We start from the raw sequence: 21165 nt of genomic DNA, 5'->3' as shown, positions 1-21165 counted from the left end.
TTACACTTCTTCACAGACCCGCTACACAGCTTCACAGCACCACGGCGCAGGTGCCCCTAGGATGCGCCAGTCAATATTGGGATAAGAGCATGTCGAAGAATCTGTTTGCGCCGTTTTGCCTGTTGGCCCTCACACTGGCGCTGAGCGCGTGTGGTCAGTCGGCAGACGAGGCGCCACAAATGCCCCTGGCCAAAGTGCGGATCGAAACCCTGCAGGCCAAGCCCCTCTCAATTACCAGCGAACTGAGCGGGCGCATCGCCGCACCGCGTATCGCCGAAGTACGCGCCCGGGTCGCCGGGGTGGTCATGCAGCGGGTGTTCAACGAAGGCCACGACGTCAAGCAAGGCGACGTGTTGTTCCGTATTGACCCGGCGCCGTTCAAGGCCGACCTGGACAGTGCCCAGGCCAACCTGAGCAAGGCCGAGGCCAATGCGTTCCAGGCGCGCCTGCAAGAACAGCGCTACAGCCAACTGGTCGAAGGCAACGCCATCAGCGGCCAGGAGTACGACAACGCCCGCGCCGCCCTGCGCCAGACCAACGCCGAAGTGGCCGCCAACAAGGCCGCCGTCGAGCGTGCCAGGCTGAACCTGGGCTATGCCACCGTGACCGCACCGATTTCCGGGCGCATTGGCCGCGCCCTGGTGACCGAAGGCGCGCTGGTCGGCCAGAACGAAGCCACGCCGCTGGCGATTATCCAGCAACTGGACCCGATCCACGCCGACCTCACCCAGTCCACCCGTGAGCTGAACGACCTGCGCCGCGCCTTTCGTGCCGGCAGCTTGAAGCAGGTCGGCCAGGACCAGGCCAAGGCCACCTTGATCCAGGACGACGGCAGCCTGTACCCGTTGCCAGGCAAATTGCTCTTCGCTGACATCAGCGTCGACCCGGGCACCGGGCAGATCATCCTGCGCAGCGAGTTCCCCAACCCGGACCTCGACCTGTTGCCCGGCAGCTTTGTGCGGGTGCGCGTGGAACAGGCCGTGGACAAACAAGGTATCAGCGTGCCGCAACGCGCCATCACCCGTGACAGCGCCGGTATCCCGATGGTGTTGCTGCTGGACGCCGAACAGACCGTCAGCCAGCAACCGGTGGAGTTGGGTGCGGTGATCGACAACCGCTGGATCGTCACCAGCGGCCTCAAGCCCGGCGACCGCATCATCGTCGAGGGCCTGCAACACGCACGCCCCGGTGAAAAAGTTGAAGTGGACGACAGCCCGCTCGTAAAGGAATAACCCGTCATGCCGCAGTTCTTTATTGACCGCCCGATCTTCGCCTGGGTGGTGGCCCTGTTTATCCTGCTGGCGGGCTTCCTGGCGATCCCGCAATTGCCGGTGGCGCAATACCCCAACGTCGCGCCACCCAAGGTGGAAATCTACGCGGTGTATCCCGGCGCCTCGGCCCAGACCCTGGATGAGAGCGTGGTCAGCCTGATCGAGCAAGAGCTCAACGGCGCCGACCACCTGCTGTATTTCGAATCCCAGAGCAGCCTGGGCTCGGCGACCATTACCGCCACGTTCCAGCCGGGCACAGACCCGGAAATGGCCCAGGTGGATGTGCAGAACCGCCTCAAGGTCGTCGAGCCGCGCCTGCCCCAGGCCGTGACTCAGCAAGGCTTGCAGGTGGAAAAAGTCTCCGCCGGTTTCCTGCTGTTGGTCACATTGACGTCCAACGACGGCAAGCTTGACGACGTGGCGCTCAGTGATTACCTGGCGCGCAACGTGATGAACGAGCTCAAGCGCCTGGACGGGGTCGGCAAGGCCCAGTTGTATGGCGCCGAGCGAGCGATGCGTATCTGGATCGACCCGCAGAAGCTGATCGGTTTCAACCTCACGCCGGCCGACGTCAACGCCGCGATCAGCGCCCAGAACGCCCAGGTCTCAGCGGGCAGCATCGGTGACTTGCCGGGCACCCACACCCAGGAGATCACCGCGGCGGTGCTGGTCAAGGGGCAACTGTCCACTCCGGCGGAGTTTGCCGACATCGTGCTCAAGGCCAACCCCGACGGCTCCACCGTGCGCATCGGCGATGTGGCACGGGTGGAAGTCGGCAGCCAGGAATACCAGTTCTCCACCCGCCTGAACGGCAAGCCGTCTACCGCCGTCAGCGTGCAATTGTCGCCCGGCGCTAATGCATTGAGTACCGCAACGCTGGTGCGGGCGAAAATGGACGAGTTGTCGCGCTACTTCCCTGCCAATGTGGAATACAAGATTCCCTACGACACTTCGCCCTTTGTCAAAGTCTCGATCACCAAGGTGATCTACACCTTGCTGGAGGCGATGGCGCTGGTGTTCGCGGTGATGTTCCTGTTCCTGCAGAACGTGCGCTACACCTTGATTCCCACGCTGGTGGTGCCGATCGCGCTGATGGGCACCTTCGCCACCATGTTGCTGCTGGGCTTCTCGATCAACGTGCTGACCATGTTCGGCATGGTATTGGCTATCGGCATCCTGGTGGACGATGCCATCGTGGTGGTGGAAAACGTCGAGCGCATCATGGCCACCGAAGGCCTGTCGCCCAAAGAGGCGACGAAGAAAGCCATGGGCCAGATCACCGGGGCCATCATCGGTATTACCCTGGTGCTGGTGGCGGTGTTCCTGCCGATGGCCTTCATGCCGGGTTCGGTGGGCGTGATCTACCAGCAGTTCTCACTGTCGATGGCCACCTCGATCCTGTTCTCCGCTTTCCTGGCCCTGACCTTGACCCCGGCACTGTGCGCCACCTTGCTCAAGCCGATTGCCAAGGGCGAGCACCATGCCAAGGGTGGTTTCTTCGGCTGGTTCAACCAGCGCTTTGACCAACTCACCAACCGTTACGAAGGTTGGGTGGCCTATGCCCTCAAGCGCAGCGGCCGCTACCTGCTGATCTACCTGGTATTACTGGTGGGCATGGGCCTGTTGTTCAGCCGCCTGCCCTCCTCGTTCCTGCCGGTGGAAGACCAGGGCTACACCATCACTGATATCCAGTTGCCGCCGGGCGCCAGCAAGAACCGTACGGTGCAGGTGGCCGAACAGATCGAGGCGCATAACGCCGGCGAGCCTGGGGTGGGTGATACCACCATGATCATGGGCTTCAGCTTCTCCGGTTCCGGGCAAAACGCCGCGCTGGCGTTTACCACGCTAAAGGACTGGTCAGAACGTGGCAGCGATGACTCCGCTTCCTCGATTGCCGATCGCGCGAACATAGCCTTCAGCGAGCTCAAGGACGCGATTGCCTATGCAATCCTGCCGCCACCGGTAGACGGCCTGGGCACTTCCAGTGGTTTCGAGTTCCGTTTGCAGGACCGCGGTGGCGTCGGCCACGCCGGGTTGATGGCCGCACGTACCGAATTGCTGGACGCTGCAGCGAAAAGCCCGATCCTGGCCAACGTGCGTGAAAGCGCCTTGGCTGAAGCACCACAAGTGCAGCTGGAAGTGGACCGCAAGCAGGCCAACGCCCTGGGTGTGTCGTTTGCCGACGTAGGCAACGTGCTGTCGTCGGCGATAGGTTCGGCGTATATCAACGACTTCCCCAACCAGGGCCGTATGCAGCGCGTGGTGGTGCAAGCCGAAGGCGACCAGCGCAGCCAGGTGGCCGACCTGATGAAAATCCACGTGCGCAACAACGCCGGGAAGATGGTGCCGCTCTCAGCCTTCGTCGAAGCCAAGTGGACCCAGGGCCCCACGCAGTTGACCCGTTACAACGGCTACCCGGCCATCGCCATCAGCGGCGAAGCGGCGCCGGGGCACAGCACTGGCGAGGCCATGAACGAAATCCAGCGTCTGGTCAGCCAACTGCCCGCCGGGCTGGGCCAGGAATGGACGGGCTTGTCGTTGCAGGAGCGCTTGTCCGGTTCCCAGGCCCCGCTGCTGTTGGGCCTGTCGCTGCTGATCGTGTTCCTGTGTCTGGCCGCGCTGTATGAAAGCTGGTCGATTCCCACCTCAGTGTTGCTGGTGGTGCCGCTGGGGGTACTGGGTGCGGTGTTGGCCGTGTCGCTACGCGGGATGCCCAACGACGTATTTTTCAAAGTCGGCTTGATCACCATCATCGGCCTGTCGGCGAAGAACGCGATCCTGATCATCGAGTTCGCCAAGGACCTGTATGACCAGGGCGAGGATTTGATCGACGCCACCTTGAAAGCGGCACGGTTGCGACTGCGCCCGATCATCATGACGTCCCTGGCATTCATCCTCGGCGTGGTGCCATTGGCGATTGCTACGGGGGCTAGCTCGGCCAGCCAGCAGGCGATTGGCACCGGTGTGATTGGCGGAATGATCACGGCGACATTGGCGGTGGTGTTTGTACCGGTGTTCTTCGTGGTGGTGATGAAGCTGGTGCGCAAGCGCCATAAACCAGACTGATCAGTGGGAGCTGGCTTGCCTGCCATGACCGCGGCACAGGCGACATAAGTGTTGCCTGAACCAACGTTATCGCAGGCAAGCCAGCTCCCACAGGGTTATTGATTGCATTCATGATCAGGTACACCCGAATAAGCTATGGTGCTCACAAATAGTTATCTGTGAGCCACCATGCCCTTCCTCGCCCGCACCCACCCTCGCCTCTCATCCGCCGCCGTACTGGGCCTTGCGGTCGGCCTCCTGGTGCCGGCCGACACCCTTGCCAGCAAAATCCTGATCGGCTGGAACGCCGGGGTCTGGACCTACCTGATACTGATGCTCTGGTTGACCATTCGCGCCAAGGCCGAAGACGTCAAGCGCATCGCCGAAGTCGAAGACGAGAACGCCGGCCTGGTGCTGTTCATGGTGTGCATCGCCGCCATCGCCAGCCTGGCCACCATCACCTTCGAACTGGTGGGCAGCAAGGACCTGGCCACTTCCGAACGTCTGCTGCATTACGCTTTTACCGGGCTGACAGTGATCGGCTCCTGGCTGCTGATCGGGGTGATTTTCAGCGTGCACTACGCCAGGCTCTATTACACCTGGCAAGGCAAGGAGCCGGCGCTGCGCTTTGCCGAGGGCTTGCTCACCCCCAATTATTGGGACTTCCTGTATTTCTCCTTCACCATCGGCGTGGCCGTGCAGACATCGGACGTGGGTGTTGCCACCCGTAGCTTGCGTAAAGTGGTGCTGGGGCAATCGTTGATCGGGTTTCTGTTCAATACCGCGATCCTGGGGTTCTCAATCAATATTGCGGCAGGGTTGTTTGGCTAGGCCTGGCTAAGCGTATGGGTAAAGAAAACCGACGAATGGACCGGCAAACCTGTTAGTTCTGACAGTTGTGCAGCGCGTGCTTATGGCGCTGAATTGAATCGCTCACAACCAACCCATCCAAGGGCACGGGGCTGATCCATGTCAACACAACCAATGAACAGTAACTTGGTGCTCAATGGCAACTTCGCCCATCGTGAACGCTATTGGAACGTTACTGCCACCGCTCCAGGCCGAGTTGATTTTTCCCGCCAGCATTGCGTGATCACGGGGCGAGGCCGGGCGGAACAAGACATATCGGTTTCCGATACCGCCTCCTACTCCTTCAGCCTGTACACGTTGATTACCTATAACGGCGCCGGGTCAGCCCGACTGGTATGGCAGCCCTCGGGGGCGACTGAAACAATCACGCTAACAGGGAACCATGGCTGGACCCATCATGTGAGCACCTTTCGCCCACCTACCGGCACCACCGGGCTGACGCTACAACTGATGGGTGATGCTGGCGACGTCTGGTTCGATAGCCTCCAACTGGTGGAAGACGGCGGCGTGGTCATCCCTGTCGAGTTGATCCGTAACGGTGATTTCGCCGACAACAGCGATCATTGGATAGCCAACCGGCCAGTGGGCTCCTCCGTGACATTTTCCGACAACGAGTGCCAGGCAAACCAGGGGGGATCCATCGAACAAAAGATCGCGGTCACACCCGGCCAGACCTATGATTTTTCCATCGATGCCATGACGCCAACCGGAGGGCACGGTTTCGCGATGTTCCATATTGCACCCGGTAACACGCCACAGATAGAACTTCGGGGGGGTGGCGACTGGGATAATTACACGTCGTCGCTGACCATCCCTGCAGGCGTGACTGAAATCACCTTAGAAGTGATAGGCACCACCTTCCTCGTGGTTGACAACCTGTCCCTGAAATCAGCCCCCGTGCCAACGATTAATCAAAACCGCCCTCATCGCACACACACGTACCGCCCATCGCAGGAGAACCGTACCATGAGCAATGCCAATGCCCGAAAAGCTGCCCGCCAGAAATCCGCAGAACGTTTTTTTCAAGGTTCGATCGGAAGCGAAAACTTCAAGGCGGACTTTCGCAAACATGAATTGAAAAACAACTTCTGGCTGGCGGAAGGCGCCATGAAGATACCGCCCACAGAAACGTCAAGACAGGTGGTCATTTTCAAGTACCCCACTACCACGGACTCCGGCCGTTATCAGTTGGAGAAAGACAGTGACGAACATCAGTTAGCCGTCATCCTGATGACCATTAATGAAACGCCCCTCCCGGCTTATCAAGCACATCGAGGCACCGTCGAATTCTTTCATAATTCCGACGACCATACGGTCACAGGCGCACTCGACGTCTATCTTATGGACGTCAACAACCAAGAACTGCGTGTGCAAATGCTGTTCAGCCTCGATAGAACCACGCGGCGCAGACCTACCCGTGTCAATACCGTTCAACCTCGATAAACCCCGGCATGAAAGTCAACGCCCCGAACCTCGGGGCGTTTTCAAGCATCGTTGAAATCCAGTGGCACTGCCTGATTACCAGCTATATCGCACGCCGAAATTTGCCCCCCATGGCTGATCCACGTGCTTGCCTTGGCCGTAGTCAAAGTCTGCATGCAATTGCATATTTTGGGACAGTGTCAGGGCGACACCCACGCCGACCTCGACACGAGACCCCGACAGATTATTGTCAAATGTCTGGTTATTGACCGACACCTTGTTGCTCTTGGCAAATTCGTGGGCAACGCCACCACGCAAGTAAGGCTGAAGCATACTGCCGTCATCCAACATAAAGTCGCGGCCTACTGTCACCCCCAACTTGCCCTGCACGGAGTCGGTGTGGCTACCCTTGGCTTTGAGACCATTGTCCAGGCTATAGCTCTTGCCTTGTACTGTAACCACGGACGCTTGGGCGAAAGGCTCGATAAAGAAATCATTATCCAGCTTGATATGACGGCCCGCTTCCACAGACGCACCCAAGGCATTTGTACTGTATTTGCCCTTCGCTTGCCTGCCGTCGCTCAAACCGACAGTGGAATCATTGTTCAAGCGGTTGGCTTTGATGACGCCGTCAAAATAGTAACCACTCTCCTCATCCAACCAAGTGGCATACAGACCTGCGTAGTAACTCTGCACACTACCCGAAGTACCCCGACTGAGATCCAGATCAGAAGTACTATGGCCCGCCATTACCCCCAGCAGCCATTGGCCTTCTCCCAAGGGGGTATCCGCCCCCAAGGAGAACCCGCGCTGGCTTTGTTCATAGGCACCCGCATCACCACCACTGACCTCATATTTATTGCCATAGGCACGCAACCAACCACCGGCTGCGGCGCCGTTATGCCGAATCTCTCCCATGCGGCTACGCAAAGATGTCATCTCGCCATACCACACGGTTGGTGCAGTGTTGAACAAGGCCAATACCGACCGGGTGCCTGGGCTGACAGTGCGATTATTCGGGTCAAGGAACCAATCATTACCGTCTTGCCGGAGGCCATAGGACCAGGCCCCAACATCCACATTACCGCCTACCAGTGCAAACTGTGCGTCACCGCCACCCGTGTGAACGATATGCACATCACCTGGGTTTACCGGTTCTGTACCGCTGCTGGTAAGCAACAGGTCGTGATGGCCGGTTGCGTCACCCGTAATATTCAGGAAGTCCGTCAGGCCCTGAGCGAAATCAGTGCCCATGACAAAAGTGCCTTGGCCCGACAAGCTCTTGAGGTCAAGTTGATAGAACGCATCGCTATCCCCAAACTTGACCGTGCTATCGGCAAGGCGCAAATCACCCACCTGGCTATTGCCGGTCATGACCCACATGGATTGCTCGCCAAGACTCAACGACGAAACGTTTTCCAGGCGGCCAGTCAATGAGGCGAGATCAGTGAGCTGAAGGTGAGCCTGGCTACCACTGCTGACAACGACATCGCCCTTGAGCTGGCTATTGGCGATATTCATATTCGCCGTCGAGCCGCCTTTGACTTCCAGCAAGTTGCCATTACCACCGGTGAGCGTCGAACCGTTGCGTACCTCGATATTCGCCACCGCACCCTGGCCCCGAGCACCGTCTACGAGCAACGCAGCACCTGTGGTACCGGTGACATGAGAATCGTCCAGGATAAGGGTATTAGGCCCGGGCGCATGCCGGTCAAACGACATTTCAATACCGTTACGTCCGCCTGAAATATTGCTCCCAGACGCCCGTGCCGCCGAGCTCTCCAACCTCAACCCAAAGCTGTCGGCGCCCGTGCCGATTGACTGACTGCGCACCAACTCCAACGCACTGCCACCAGTAACAACTGCACCACCGGTTGCTCCCACCAGGACACTGCCATTGACCGTCGCGGTGGATATATCGGTTGAGTTTGTAAATTTGCTCACCAGTAAACCATGGTAATCGGCACTGGAAATCATACTGTCGTTGATCTGCGCAGCGCTGCTGAGCAGCGTTACGCCAGTTTCGTAAGCCCCGGAAGCAGTGATACGACTGTTATCGACAGCCACATTAGAGCCGTTCTGAGCGACAACCGTCCCCAGGATCGTACTGTCCGCGCTGACATTCAGGTTCGAGGCATTAGCATAAATGGCCTGCGTCCAGCCCCGTATGACGTTAAGCGTGGCATTTTGCAATTCAAAGGTATCGATATAATCATCGTGCCGGATGGTTTCGGTGCCATTTTCGATCAACCGAGCATGAGCATTTGGCGCCAGAAGCAACAAGGTCACAACAGATGGCACCTGCATCATTGCAACCAAGGGTTTTAATTTAAAGTACGAATTGATCTTCACAAGACACCACTCATTTAACAGGCATTCCAGAACGGAACTGTTCGGCCTATTTCCAGAGGGGTGGAGCCAGGCCATTCAAGGCCGCAAAGTTACAGATCAGGCTTACCCTAATATGTAGGATTAATCCGAACATAAGGGTAGAGATGGGGAGATTAGCTGTGTGAAAGTGCAAAGCGCGTGCAGTGCAACCGAAGGGTGCCGAAGCACCCCGCAGTCCGCAGTCTATTGTTCTACCAGGCCGTCTTCCAATGCAGTGGGTGGTTGCTCCTCGCAAAAAAACCCGTTCAAGTCGGTGAACCGTGTACGGGTCCAGGCTCTTACCGAAGGCTGCTCTCCTTCTCCCGGGATCGGCACAAAATAGTGAAAGTCCACCGAATTGCGCGCCGCTGGCCGAAGGGCCGTATAGGGGATCTTTATGTCGAAACCGTTGGAAACCATATCGGGCGTCAGCGGCAACGAGCTTAGGGCCAGTGTATTGCCCAACTGAGTGTCTCCGGTAATGTCACTGAATACGCGGAATTCGCATCGAACGACCATGTGCTCTTGGAAATACACTGTATTACCAGGAACCCTGACCGTCGCCTCGCGAGTCGCTCGATTGAGGTCGGTACACGCCAAAAATGCGGTCGCCTTGACGAACCTTGGCTCTTCCAATACGACTTTGTTGGCCGCCACAACTACATTCTGCGCAAGTGAGCGCTGGGTATTGTCATTAGTCGGCCATCCCAGCGTATAGAACACTGGGAGCGTTCTATTGCCGACTTCACGAATGATTGACCAAGGCACCGTTCGCGTAAGAGTGTCACCGCCCCCTTCGTTCGTCAGTGTCAACTCATCAAACTTGTGGGCCAGATCCCCCCAATACCATTTGATTATCGTACCCGGCGCGGGAAGAGGGGTGCTCCAAAGCACGGTCTCGATAGTCGCGTCCCTATTGAAGTCAGCGTCTGTGAGCTCATTTTCCTTAGTCGGGTCAACGCCGAAGACCCGCACGCGCGCGAGCAAACTGTTTTCCGGATCTTCACCCGGAGCAGGGCCAGGCGCAGAAAAATCGACATCAATAGTGTGAGTAGGCGCATCGGTTGATGTCCCATTGCGATCAACAAAATAGTCGATGGTCATGGGAATCTCGCCAGCACCTCCACCATAATGGGCCAAAAGAGTATCACTGCCGACAGGCAGCATTAACGGAAAAGGCAGATAAAGCTTAACGTCAAAACGTTCCGGAGCCTGCGTGCCGATGGTCAATTCGATCACGTCAATGTCGGTTAAATTATTTTCATATTCTGGAATAGCAATGAAAACCCCGTTCGGCTCATAAAGGTCTTGTAAATCAAGCAGCCCGTCACCAGGAAGAAGCGCCAACGGCACATAGGCTTCCTGCGGATCAGGGGCTGGTGTCAGGTTCAACTCAATTCGCGCAGGTACCGAGTCTTTGCTGACATTCCCTGCAAGATCCCACAGGCGGTAGAACAAGTAGTTCTGCCCTCCTTTATTACCAGTAATCAGGTTCCACGGCAGCGTAAAACTCAACGAGTCGTCCACAGGAAAGGTGTCAATAGGCTCAGACAGCTGTGAAGAAAATTCCGATGAAAAAAAGACTTCGATATCATCACCGGCGCGCCGAGAGATGGGATAGTCGCGAAATGTACATTCCATCCCGGCTGGGTGATCCTCCACATCCTGCTCAGTAATTTCACCTTTCGACTCCAAATAAGCAGGGAACAAGGGCGCTGCCGGGTGCCTGGGGTCTTCTGGCGGGGTAAGGTCGACCTCCAGGGGAGCACCTCTTAACAATCCCGTCTGCGAGTTACCTTCATGAATGACATAGCCGACCTCATGCTCCCCTTCCACCAAACGGGCCGCCGGAATATCACGGGTGAACGGTTGATCAATAGGCTCGTGGACAGGAGAAGCTGTATTGAAGTCTACCATGTGCATCGGCGCACCCCAGTTCGTTGCGCCTTTACCGCGCATATGCACTGCGAGTCTGGTGATTGCCGGGTCAATGCCTTCGTCATCTGCAAACTGCCCAATATCGAAGGTTACAGTAAGCGGTTTCTTCGACGCCTCCTTGGTAATCAACCCATCATTATTCAACGCATCAAACGTGGGCAGGGGCATCGCCAGCACACCCGCCCTGCGCTGGCACAGCAGTTCTTTATTGGCCTTGCGCGATGCAATGGCGGCCTTTTGTTTCTTACTCAACGTTGCCATCTGTATTCTCCTTTTGCACTGAGTAACACCAAGACAATCGAACAAACACATGCCTTCGAAAAAAGACACGTTTCAAATAGAACAACTGTTGCGCTGCCACTGCCAAACGCTGCAACTTACATCGACGACCAACTACTCAAGTCGGCTTATACCTCTAGTCTTCAGGGCCATCACCATTCGGCCCGCAATAGATATTGCCCACTCTTTTACGATCAATTTTTGCATAGCGTAATCTTGAGGAACCTATCACTCTGTTTTTGCGCCACAACGTATAGATAACCGACACCGAACTTCCCGGGCTCTGGGGATCTGGTGACTTGATGGGTTTAATCTTCTCGTCATAGTTGCGTTGTTCGAAGGTATAACCTTTTTTCGCCTCTTCTTCAGTCAGCCGATGCGTCAGGGTATCCGCAGTTGATGTAATCGCCTGTCCCCCTCCCGCAAACTCTTCATAGCCCTGCCACTCCACGACAAGATCGTCATCTTTGCGAAAGACCGTTTCCGGAAGAATCTGGACAGGTATGTGATCCCACATAGCCGGGTTAGCGTCACAGCCTATAAACATATTGCTATTGGCACTTGGAAACTCAACACGCCTTAATACCTGTGGAGGTACAACATCGACCATGACTTCAGTAAAATTGGAAAGCTGCTCATTAACGCCGTTGAATGTCGAGTAGTACACTCGTAGTTTTTCATCATTCCCTGCATCGACAATCACCTGCCAGGGAATATCACTGAACGTCACGCGTACGCCTTCAGCATCGCCACTACCGGTATCCACAATATAACTTGCCACCGGCTTATCCATACTGGGGAAGCCCCCCCAGAACAACTCCAACACCTCACCATCACGAGGCTGGTGATAAAGCAGGACGCTGGCATATACGCGCTGATCCTTATCACGTATATCAATATGGTTGTCCGTCTTCGAGCCCTCGCCAAACACAGTCACTGTTGGCAAGTCGAGGTTAAGCAACGCGGGGGCGTTGATATGGTCTTGCCCTGCCACCCTGAAGTCCCAACGGATTAACGTAGGGGGGCTGGGCAACGTCGGCGTATTGCTGCCGTACCGTGTAATGGTGTAGGTGGCCGAACCTTCTGCAAACCCCATGCCCATCGCTATCAACTTCGACCACGGGATACCGGCGCCGAACGGCATCTCGGTAACCTCCTGCGCATCAAGCAGGGTACTGCCCCACCGAATGGTGACAAGATCGCGAGCATTCCAGTTGTCATACTGAACGTTGGCCACCACACCAATCCGTGCATCGTGCCGATTGATCAAGCCACTTGCCATGGCAGGGATGACAAGAGGTTTGAGGTCTGAGGGCGCTTCCTTTAATCGGACTTCAACGGGCGACTGGTCGGACCTGGGGCCTCGATTACCGGAGCGATCTTGAAGGCGCAGGTGAACGTATTGAGTTCCGTTGCGGTACAGGCGAAACAAATCCACAAGAATGGGAATAACAAGTGGGCTATTTTCGTCGGGAAACTCTACATAGCCACTCGGTGCACTATCAGGTGGAGGACTTTGGTCCGAAATATAATAATAAACCCTGTCATAAGCCCGCCGGCCGAGGTAAGCAGACAATACCAAATCGACTGTGCGATGCCGGGCCGCGTAGTCCTCATCTATCGTACCCACCGGGAAGGCCGGCGTTGGCGGCGTAACGTTATTGTTTGGCGGCGTCCGGTCAATTACCAGGGTACGGAAGTCCGAGGTTGTGGGTATACCGGTTTCGTCGGTGATCCGATAAGCCAGCCGGACGGTACCGTCATTTTCCAGATAGTCGCGCGGCACGGTGACGGAAAAAGGGAAAGGCTTGGTAATGGGGCCATCCCACCGCTCCTTGAAAGGAGGGACACCTTCGCCTCCGCTGCGTGACCAAACGATTTCGACAATATTGAATTCACCGGCCTGCGCAGCGTCATCCCACAGTTGCGGAATGCGCACAACAAGATCGGTATCAAGATATTGATGAGGTATATAACCCTCAGGAATCGGCGGATTAGCATCATCCAGGATGGGCACCTCTATATCGACCAATCGGAAAATGCCGTTGCGTGAAAGTCTACTTCCAGTGGTTTTTTGAGCGCTCATCAGACTCTCCCGTCAGACCGCTTGTACCTACACCCCAAAGGCGTGCCTGCGACCAATTAAACGCGCAATCTGCGGTATCGAATACTGTCAGAACTAACAGGTAGGCACTGCCATTCGTCGCTTGGTAGCTGATTCCACCCACATCGGATGCTTGACGAAACGGTTGACTTGAGGTTTCCTGAAACCGGTTTCAGCCTGGGTATTCCCGACTGAGGCCCAGAAAACTCCAATAAGAAAGGCCCGCGACCGTGACTCCTTTTTCCGCCGCCCAGCGCACCCGTGTCACCATGCTCGACGTCGCTCAACGCGCCGGCGTGTCCAAAGCCAGCGTGTCGCGTTTTATCGGCGATGACCGCGCCCTGCTCTCCGACGCGATCGCGCTGCGCATCGAGCAAGCCATCGAACAGCTTGGCTACCGCCCCAATCAGATGGCCCGTGGTTTGAAACGTGGCCGCACGCGCCTGATCGGCATGCTGGTGGCCGATATCCGCAACCCCTATTCCATCGCCGTGATGCACGGCGTCGAAACCGCCTGCCGTCAGCATGGCTACAGCCTGGTGGTGTGCAACACCGACCGTGATGACGAGCAGGAGCGCCAACACCTGGCGGCGCTGCGCTCGTACAACATCGAAGGCTTGATCGTGAACACCCTGGGCCATCACCTCGACCAACTGCTGGAGCTGCAACAGGAAATGCCCCTGGTGCTGGTGGACCGCAAGGTCGCGCCGCTGCACAGCGACCTGGTGGGCCTGGATAACCCGGCGGCGGTGCGCATGGCGGTGGGACACCTGGAGCTGCAGGGTTACCGCGACGTGCTGCTCGTAAGCGAGACCACCGACGGCACCAGTTCACGTTTGGAGCGCCTGGAGAGTTTCAATCACGAAATTGCCAAGCGCCCGGCGTTGACAGGCGCCGTGGTTGAACTGGATGGCAACCTGGAAAAGCGTCTGCAAGCCTTTCTCGCCAAACCCGGCCCCAAGGCACTGTTTTGCGCCAACGGCGTGGCCGCACTGGCCTGCACCCGGGTGCTCAAGGCGCTGGGCTGCGACCTGTTCGGCGAGGTGGGCTTGATCGCCCTGGATGACCTGGACTGGTACCCGCTGGTGGGCAACGGCATCACCGCCCTCGCCCAACCGACGCAAGCGATTGGCGCCAGCGCCTTCGACTGTTTGCTCAAGCGCCTGCGCGGCGATACCGCCCCCACCCGCACCCTGGATTTTTTACCCGAGCTGATTATCCGCGGCTCGACGCCCCCTTATGACCCTGGCTTTACTGTGGCGAGGGAGCTTGCTCCCGCTGCGGTGCGAAGCGCCGCCAAGAGCCGGTGACTGCTGCGCAGTCAAACGGGAGCAAGCTCCCTCGCCACAAGCAGTCAGTGTGTTCTTGTCGATAAAAATGAAACCGGTTTCAGAGGTAAACAACAATGCATAAATACCCCGTCTCCATCAGCCTTTCCAGCTACGGCGCCGACCTGGTTCGCCAGCAGGGCCAATTGAGTTTTGTCGCATTGCTTAGCGCTGCCGGTGCCCAGCGCATTGAATGGCGTGAGGAGCTGCTGACCGACGAACACCCCGCCACCCTGGCCCAGGCCGCTGCCGCGCAAGGCCTGGACAGCGTGTTTTCCTCGCCCCTGGAACTCTGGGTCGCCGGCCGTGCCCAGCCCAATGCCGAGCTGGCCGCTACCCTGGACCGCGCCCAGGCCTTTGGCTCGGGTTGGCTGAAGGTGTCCCTCGGTTACTTCACCGACACAAACGACTTGGAAAGCCTGCACGCCCTGCTCAACCGCCACCCGGTCAAGCTGCTGGTGGAAAACGACCAGACCCTGCACGGCGGGCGCATTGAACCGATGCAACGGTTTTTCACTGAAGTCGAACGTCTCGGCCTGCCGGTGAAAATGACCTTCGACATCGGTAACTGGCAGTGGCAAGACCAGTCCGCGCTCACTGCTGCGCGGTTGCTGGGCCGGCATGTGGATTACCTGCACTGCAAGGCCGTGGCCCGTCGCGCCGATGGCAAGCTCGTCGCCTTGCCGCCGGGCGCCACCGACCTGCATCTGTGGGAACAACTGCTTAAACACATGACTCAAGGTATTACCCGGGCAGTGGAATTTCCGTTGCAGGGCGATGACCTGACCGAAGTCACCGCGCAACAGGTCGCGACCCTGGCCCGCCTTGGCCAACCCCATGTGGAGAACGCCCATGTCTGAGCTCGATATCCTGTCGTTTGGCGAAACCATGGCGATGTTTGTCGCCGAACAGACCGGCGACCTGGCGCAGGTCGGGCAGTTTCACAAACGCATTGCCGGCGCCGACAGCAACGTCGCCATCGGCCTGTCGCGCCTGGGGTTCAACGTGGCCTGGCTGAGCCGCGTGGGTAACGACTCCCTCGGGCGTTTTGTGGTCGATACCCTGACAAAAGAAGGACTCGATTGCCACCATGTGGCCGTCGACCCGCTGAACCCCACCGGCTTTCAACTCAAATCCCGGGAAGAGGCCGGCGCCGACCCTCAAGTGGAGTACTTTCGCAGAGGCTCGGCGGCCAGCCACTTGTCCATCGATGCCATCCATCCGACGCTGCTGCAAGCCCGCCATCTGCACGCCACCGGCATTCCGCCAGCGCTGTCCGATGCCACTCGCGCACTGTCGTTCGAGCTGATGACCCAAATGCGCAAGGCCGGACGCAGTGTGTCGTTCGACCCGAACCTGCGCCCGTCCCTGTGGGCCAGCCAGGCGCAGATGATCCGCGAAATCAATGCGCTGGCTGCTTTGGCCGACTGGGTCCTGCCGGGCCTGGGCGAAGGTCGCCTGCTGACCGGTTTTGACGACCCGGAAGACATCGCCGCGTTCTATCTCGACCAGGGCGCCGAAGCCGTGGCGATCAAGCTCGGCGCCGAGGGCGCCTATTACCGCACCCATATGGACCAGGGTTTTGTCGCCGCCGTACCGGTGGCCAAGGTCGTGGATACCGTGGGCGCCGGCGATGGCTTTGCCGTGGGCATGATCAGCGCCCTGCTGGAAAACTTGAGCTTCCCCGAGGCCGTACAGCGCGGTAACTGGATCGGCAGCCGCGCCGTGCAGAGCCGTGGCGATATGGAAGGTTTGCCGACCCGCGCTGAATTACCCACCCGATCCGTTGCGTGACCCATTACCTGTTGCCACAACTACAACAAGCTCAGGAGCAACCCCATGGAAACCGTGAAACTCGCCACCCGTCGCTGGTGGTACATCATGCCTATCGTGTTTATCACCTACAGCCTGGCCTACCTCGACCGCGCCAACTACGGCTTCGCCGCCGCGTCCGGCATGGCCGCAGACCTGATGATCACGCCAGGCATGTCTTCGCTGCTCGGTGCGCTGTTTTTCCTTGGCTACTTTTTCTTCCAGGTGCCGGGGGCGATCTACGCGCAAAAGCGCAGCGTCAAGAAACTGATCTTCGTCAGCCTGATCCTCTGGGGCGGCTTGGCGACGCTGACTGGCGTGGTGTCCAACGCCTACATGCTGATCGTCATCCGCTTCATGCTCGGGGTGGTCGAGGCCGCCGTGATGCCGGCCATGCTGGTGTACCTGTGCCACTGGTTCACCCGTGCCGAACGCTCACGGGCCAACACGTTCCTGATCCTCGGCAACCCGGTCACCATGCTGTGGATGTCGGTGGTGTCGGGCTACCTGGTGCAGCATTTCAGCTGGCGCTGGATGTTCATCATCGAGGGCCTGCCGGCGGTGTTGTGGGCGTTTATCTGGTGGAAGCTGGCCGATGAGCGCCCCAAGGATGCCAAGTGGCTGAGCGACGCCGAAAAGCACAGCCTGGAAACCGCCCTCGCCGCCGAGCAGGTGGGGATCAAGGCCGTGAAAAACTACGCCGAGGCGTTCCGTTCGCCCAAGGTGATCATTCTCGCGTTGCAGTTTTTCTGCTGGAGCATTGGCGTGTACGGCTTCGTGCTGTGGTTGCCATCAATCCTCAAGGCCGGTTTGCAGATGGACATGGTCGAAGCCGGCTGGCTCTCGGCCCTGCCCTATCTGGCGGCGGTGATTGGCATGCTCGTGGTGTCCTGGGGTTCGGACAAGCTGCAGAAACGTAAGCGTTTTGTCTGGCCGCCGCTATTGATTGCGTCGATTGCCTTCTACGCGTCCTACGTGCTGGGCGCCGAACACTTCTGGTGGTCCTACACCCTGCTGGTGATCGCCGGGGCCTGCATGTATGCACCCTACGGCCCGTTTTTCGCCATCGTCCCGGAAATCCTCCCGGCCAACGTCGCCGGTGGCGCCATGGCGCTGATCAACAGCATGGGCGCCCTGGGCTCGTTCGGTGGTTCGTACCTGGTGGGCTACCTCAACAGCAGCACCGGCTCGCCCGGCGCTTCGTACCTGCTGATGAGCGGAGCGCTGCTGCTTTCCGTGGTGCTGACGATTTTCCTCAAGCCCGGCGCCAGTGACCGCTCGCCGACGCCAACCCTGGAGTTGAAGGTAAAAACCTCATGAAAAAATCTGTCGTGCTGTACAAAAAACTGTCCACGCCGCTCATGGCTCGCCTGCACGAGCAGGTCGATGTCACGCTGATTGACGCTCTGGATGAAACCGGCCTGGCCAACCTGCGCGATGCCCTCCCTAACGCCCACGGCCTGCTGGGGGCAAGCCTGCGCCTGGATGCCCAGTTGCTCGACCTGGCACCCAAGCTGGAAGCAGTGGCCAGCGTCTCGGTGGGCGTCGACAACTACGATATCGATTACCTGACCCAACGCGGCATCCTGCTCAGCAACACTCCAGACGTGCTCACCGAAACCACCGCCGACACCGGCTTTGCGCTGATCCTGGCCACCGCCCGGCGCGTGGTCGAGCTGGCCGACATGGTGCGCGCCGGCCAATGGAACAAAAATATCGGCCCGGCGCATTTTGGCAGCGATGTACATGGCAAGACCCTGGGCATTATCGGCATGGGCCGCATCGGCGAAGCCCTGGCCCAACGCGGGCATTGTGGCTTCGGCATGCCAGTGATCTACCACAGCCACTCACCCAAGCCGGCGGTTGAAGCGCGCTTTGGCGCGCAGTACCGCAGCTTGCAGGACTTGCTCAAAGAGGCTGATTTTGTCTGCCTGACCCTGCCATTGACCGCTGAGACCGAGAAGTTGATTGGCGCCGTAGAATTCGCGCTGATGGGGCCGGAGACGATTTTTATCAATATCTCCCGAGGCAAGGTGGTGGACGAGGCGGCGCTGGTGCAGGCGTTGCAGCAACGCACCATCCGCGCGGCGGGATTGGATGTGTTTGAGAAGGAGCCGCTGGATCACGCGTCGCCGTTGTTGCGGTTGAACAATGTGGTAGCCACGCCGCATATCGGCTCCGCCACTCATGAGACGCGGGAGGCGATGGCCAAGTGTGCGGTGGAGAATCTCCTGGCGGCATTGGCTGGCGAAAAGCCGGTAAACCTGGTGAATCCAGGGGCATGGCGGCACTGACACAACACAAGAGCAAAGGTGGGAGCTGGCTTGCCTGCGATAGCCATAGGTATCTACACAACTCTGAAGCGATCGACGGTAACCACGATGCGAAGCGAGCCGCTCTTGATCTGGCTTTTGATCTGAAGCGCCCCGTCAAACCACGCTGGCCGAACGCAGGCTTGAAGTCGTGGGCAACCCGGCAGGACGCCGGGTTAGCCGCCCCGCGCCATGGATGGCGCGTGGCGGCGGCCCACGACTTCAAGCCTGCGTTCGGGCACACCGAGCCTAGGCGAGGTGCCGAGTGGTGGGGCGAAGGCCTTTTGGTTACTTTTGGGCCTTTCCAAAAGTGCCCCGCTGTAAGAGCGGAACCATCGGTGGCCGTTACCGCAGGAACGGATATGTACGCGGTCAGTTCCAACATCCTGGTCGGCTGTAAGGCCGCCATCGCAGGCAAGCCAGCTCCCACATTTGGATTGCGGCGCGTCAGTTAGATCAGCGTCGGCTGTCAGTCCGTCACGGGAGCAAGCGCCCTCGCCACAGGTCCAGCACCGGCCCAAGTTGTGTAGATCCCTATGCTGCGATAGCGGTAAGCCAACCCATGATGTGCCGACTGTAAGATTGCTATCGCAGGCAAGCCAGCTCCCACAGGGTGTTGTGGCAGCAGTTAGACGACGAACCTGGCCACCATCCCATTCAAATCCACCGCCAGCCTCGACAGTTCATGGCTGGCCGCGCTGGTCTGGTTGGCGCCCGCCGCCGACTGGGTGGCCAGGTCGCGGATGTTGACCAGGTTGCGGTCCACCTCGCGGGAGACCTGGGCCTGTTCTTCCGAAGCGCTGGCAATCACCAGGTTGCGTTCGTTGATCAGGCTGATGGATGCAGTGATCTGCTCCAGTGATGCGCCGGCTGCACGTGCCATTTCCAGGGTGCTCTGGCTGCGCTGGTTGCTCTGTTGCATGGACTGCACCGCCTCCCCGGTACCGTTCTGGATGCCGGCGACCATTTTCTCGATTTCCTGGGTCGACTGCGCGGTGCGATGGGCCAGGGCGCGCACTTCATCGGCGACCACCGCAAAGCCCCTTCCGGCCTCGCCGGCACGGGCGGCTTCAATCGCTGCGTTGAGCGCCAGCAGGTTGGTTTGCTCGGCAATCGCGCGGATCACATCCAGCACCTTGCCGATATCCCGGCCCTGAGCGGCCAGGCCCTCGATCATCGCGGAGGTGTTCTGCACGTCCTGAGTCATGGTCTGGATCGCGCCGACGGTTTCCATCACCCGATCACGGCCTTCCCGCGCCGCCTGGTTGGACTGCCCGGACGCCTCGGAGGTGGAAACCGCGTTACGCGCCACCTCCTCCACTGCTGCCGTCATCTCATTGACGGCCGTGGCGGCCTGGTCGATTTCATTGTTCTGCTGTTGCAGGCCACGGGAGGCCTCCTCGGTGACCGCGCTCAACTCTTCCGCCGCCGAAGCCAGTTGCGTGGCCGAACCGGCGATGTGCTGGATAGTCTGGCGCAGGCTGGCTTGCATGGTCGACAGCGCACTGAGCAACCGCGCCGGTTCGTCCTTGCCATCGTCCTCGATGGTTTTGCTGAGGTTGCCGGCGGCGATGGTCTCGGCTACTTCCACGGCCTTGCGCAGCGGGGTCACGATGCTGCGGGTCAACAACCAGGCCAGCAGCACGGTGAGCAATGCCGCCACCACGGAGACCGCCACCACGCCGGTGATCGCGCCCTCGTAGCTTTGCCCGGCATCCTCGTCGGCCTGCTTGGCGTCGGCCGCATTGATGGCGATCAGCTTGTTCAGTTGCTCGCCCATCTGGTCAGTGCCGTCCTTGATACGGCTGTTGATCAGGGCGCGCATCTCATCGACCTTGCCCTGCTTGGACAATGCCACCATCTCGGCCTGGGCTTTGAGGTAGTTGTCCAGGGTGACGCCGAAGGCTTTGTACAGCGCAGCCTCCTCCGCGCCTGCAGGCAGCGTGGCGTATTTGGCCTGGGCGGTCTTGACCTTGTCAGCCAGCACGCCAATGCGCGTCTCGGCTTCCTGCAGGGCGGCAGGCTCGCGGTTGACCAGCACGCGAAACGACAGGATGCGCATGCGCAGCACGTTTTCGGTGATGGTACCCAGGTGAGTCATGCTGGGCAGCTGGTTCGCGCTCATGTCCTGGGAGGATTGGCGCATCTGCGTCATACGGTTGACCGCAAACACGCCCAACAGCACCACTAGAACCGCAATGAAGGCAAAACCGATAAACGCGCGAGGGGCAATATTCAGGTGACGGAGGGACATAGGGCTGCTCTCAGAAGTAGTGTTTGCGTGCATCCTTGCCGCGAAACGATCCGTCAGCGTCAACGCGCTGCCCAGACCTTGGTCACCACTGTTGTCGTTGTAGTGTGGGCCTATGCTTGATATCGGCTGGGCCACGGCTTTAGCGCAGGGTTTTTATAAA

13 protein-coding genes are annotated in these 21165 nt (G+C 58.8%); 9 read left to right on the top strand and 4 right to left on the bottom strand.

Annotation, left to right across the window (positions count from 1 at the left end; genetic code table 11):
• The first annotated feature begins 89 nt into the window (after positions 1-89).
• From ACP7CZ_RS21490 to ACP7CZ_RS21475, 4 genes are all read left to right on the top strand, one after another.
• Positions 90-1232, top strand: coding sequence for an efflux RND transporter periplasmic adaptor subunit (locus ACP7CZ_RS21490; RefSeq protein WP_054897466.1), 1143 nt, complete (start codon positions 90-92; stop codon positions 1230-1232).
• A gap of 6 nt (positions 1233-1238) precedes the next feature.
• On the top strand, positions 1239-4337 hold the full coding sequence (locus tag ACP7CZ_RS21485) for an efflux RND transporter permease subunit (RefSeq protein ID WP_252950919.1): 3099 nt from the start codon (positions 1239-1241) through the stop codon (positions 4335-4337).
• A 168-nt stretch (positions 4338-4505) separates the two neighbouring features.
• Positions 4506-5147: a DUF1345 domain-containing protein gene (locus ACP7CZ_RS21480; RefSeq protein ID WP_054897468.1), complete on the top strand. Its 642-nt coding sequence runs from the start codon at positions 4506-4508 to the stop codon at positions 5145-5147.
• Positions 5148-5285: 138 nt separating this feature from the next.
• The gene (locus tag ACP7CZ_RS21475) at positions 5286-6629 is read left to right on the top strand and encodes a hypothetical protein (RefSeq protein ID WP_252950920.1); all 1344 of its coding nucleotides are present in this window, start codon (positions 5286-5288) and stop codon (positions 6627-6629) included.
• Between the two features lie 75 nt (positions 6630-6704).
• On the opposite strand, the gene ACP7CZ_RS21470 is transcribed toward ACP7CZ_RS21475, so the two are convergent.
• The 3 genes from ACP7CZ_RS21470 to ACP7CZ_RS21460 form a co-directional block, all read right to left on the bottom strand.
• Positions 6705-8960 carry an autotransporter outer membrane beta-barrel domain-containing protein gene (locus ACP7CZ_RS21470; RefSeq protein ID WP_306664369.1) on the bottom strand — a complete coding sequence of 752 codons (2256 nt, stop codon included), beginning with the start codon at positions 8958-8960 and terminating at the stop codon, positions 6705-6707.
• Positions 8961-9182: 222 nt separating this feature from the next.
• Positions 9183-11177, bottom strand: coding sequence for a hypothetical protein (locus ACP7CZ_RS21465; RefSeq protein WP_200582857.1), 1995 nt, complete (start codon positions 11175-11177; stop codon positions 9183-9185).
• Between the two features lie 154 nt (positions 11178-11331).
• The gene (locus ACP7CZ_RS21460) at positions 11332-13281 is read right to left on the bottom strand and encodes a hypothetical protein (RefSeq protein WP_054897471.1); all 1950 of its coding nucleotides are present in this window, start codon (positions 13279-13281) and stop codon (positions 11332-11334) included.
• Positions 13282-13529: 248 nt separating this feature from the next.
• Here ACP7CZ_RS21460 and ACP7CZ_RS21455 point away from each other — a divergent pair, with 248 nt between their 5' ends.
• The 5 genes from ACP7CZ_RS21455 (at position 13530) to ACP7CZ_RS21435 (ending at position 18733) form a co-directional block, all read left to right on the top strand.
• A complete protein-coding gene (locus tag ACP7CZ_RS21455) occupies positions 13530-14609 on the top strand; it encodes a LacI family DNA-binding transcriptional regulator (protein WP_275668964.1) in 1080 nt (359 codons plus the stop codon).
• 95 nt (positions 14610-14704) lie between these two features.
• Positions 14705-15487, top strand: a complete 783-nt coding sequence (locus ACP7CZ_RS21450; protein WP_054897472.1) for a sugar phosphate isomerase/epimerase family protein — start codon at positions 14705-14707, stop codon at positions 15485-15487.
• A complete protein-coding gene (locus ACP7CZ_RS21445) occupies positions 15480-16421 on the top strand; it encodes a sugar kinase (protein WP_054897473.1) in 942 nt (313 codons plus the stop codon). Before ACP7CZ_RS21450 ends, ACP7CZ_RS21445 begins: the two co-directional genes overlap by 8 nt.
• A gap of 45 nt (positions 16422-16466) precedes the next feature.
• Positions 16467-17759 carry an MFS transporter gene (locus tag ACP7CZ_RS21440; RefSeq protein ID WP_054897474.1) on the top strand — a complete coding sequence of 431 codons (1293 nt, stop codon included), beginning with the start codon at positions 16467-16469 and terminating at the stop codon, positions 17757-17759.
• Positions 17756-18733 carry a 2-hydroxyacid dehydrogenase gene (locus ACP7CZ_RS21435; protein ID WP_252950923.1) on the top strand — a complete coding sequence of 326 codons (978 nt, stop codon included), beginning with the start codon at positions 17756-17758 and terminating at the stop codon, positions 18731-18733. The genes ACP7CZ_RS21440 and ACP7CZ_RS21435 overlap by 4 nt, the downstream gene beginning before the upstream one ends.
• Positions 18734-19379: 646 nt before the next feature.
• Here the strand turns inward: ACP7CZ_RS21435 and ACP7CZ_RS21430 are convergent.
• Positions 19380-21005 carry a methyl-accepting chemotaxis protein gene (locus tag ACP7CZ_RS21430; protein ID WP_034127704.1) on the bottom strand — a complete coding sequence of 542 codons (1626 nt, stop codon included), beginning with the start codon at positions 21003-21005 and terminating at the stop codon, positions 19380-19382.
• Positions 21006-21165 lie beyond the last annotated feature (160 nt).

This window comes from Pseudomonas sp. DWP2-2, assembly GCF_049897065.1.
Taxonomy (GTDB): domain Bacteria; phylum Pseudomonadota; class Gammaproteobacteria; order Pseudomonadales; family Pseudomonadaceae; genus Aquipseudomonas; species Aquipseudomonas paracarnis.
Note: the sequence above shows the minus strand (reverse complement) of the source record. Positions and strands in the feature narration are given on the sequence as shown.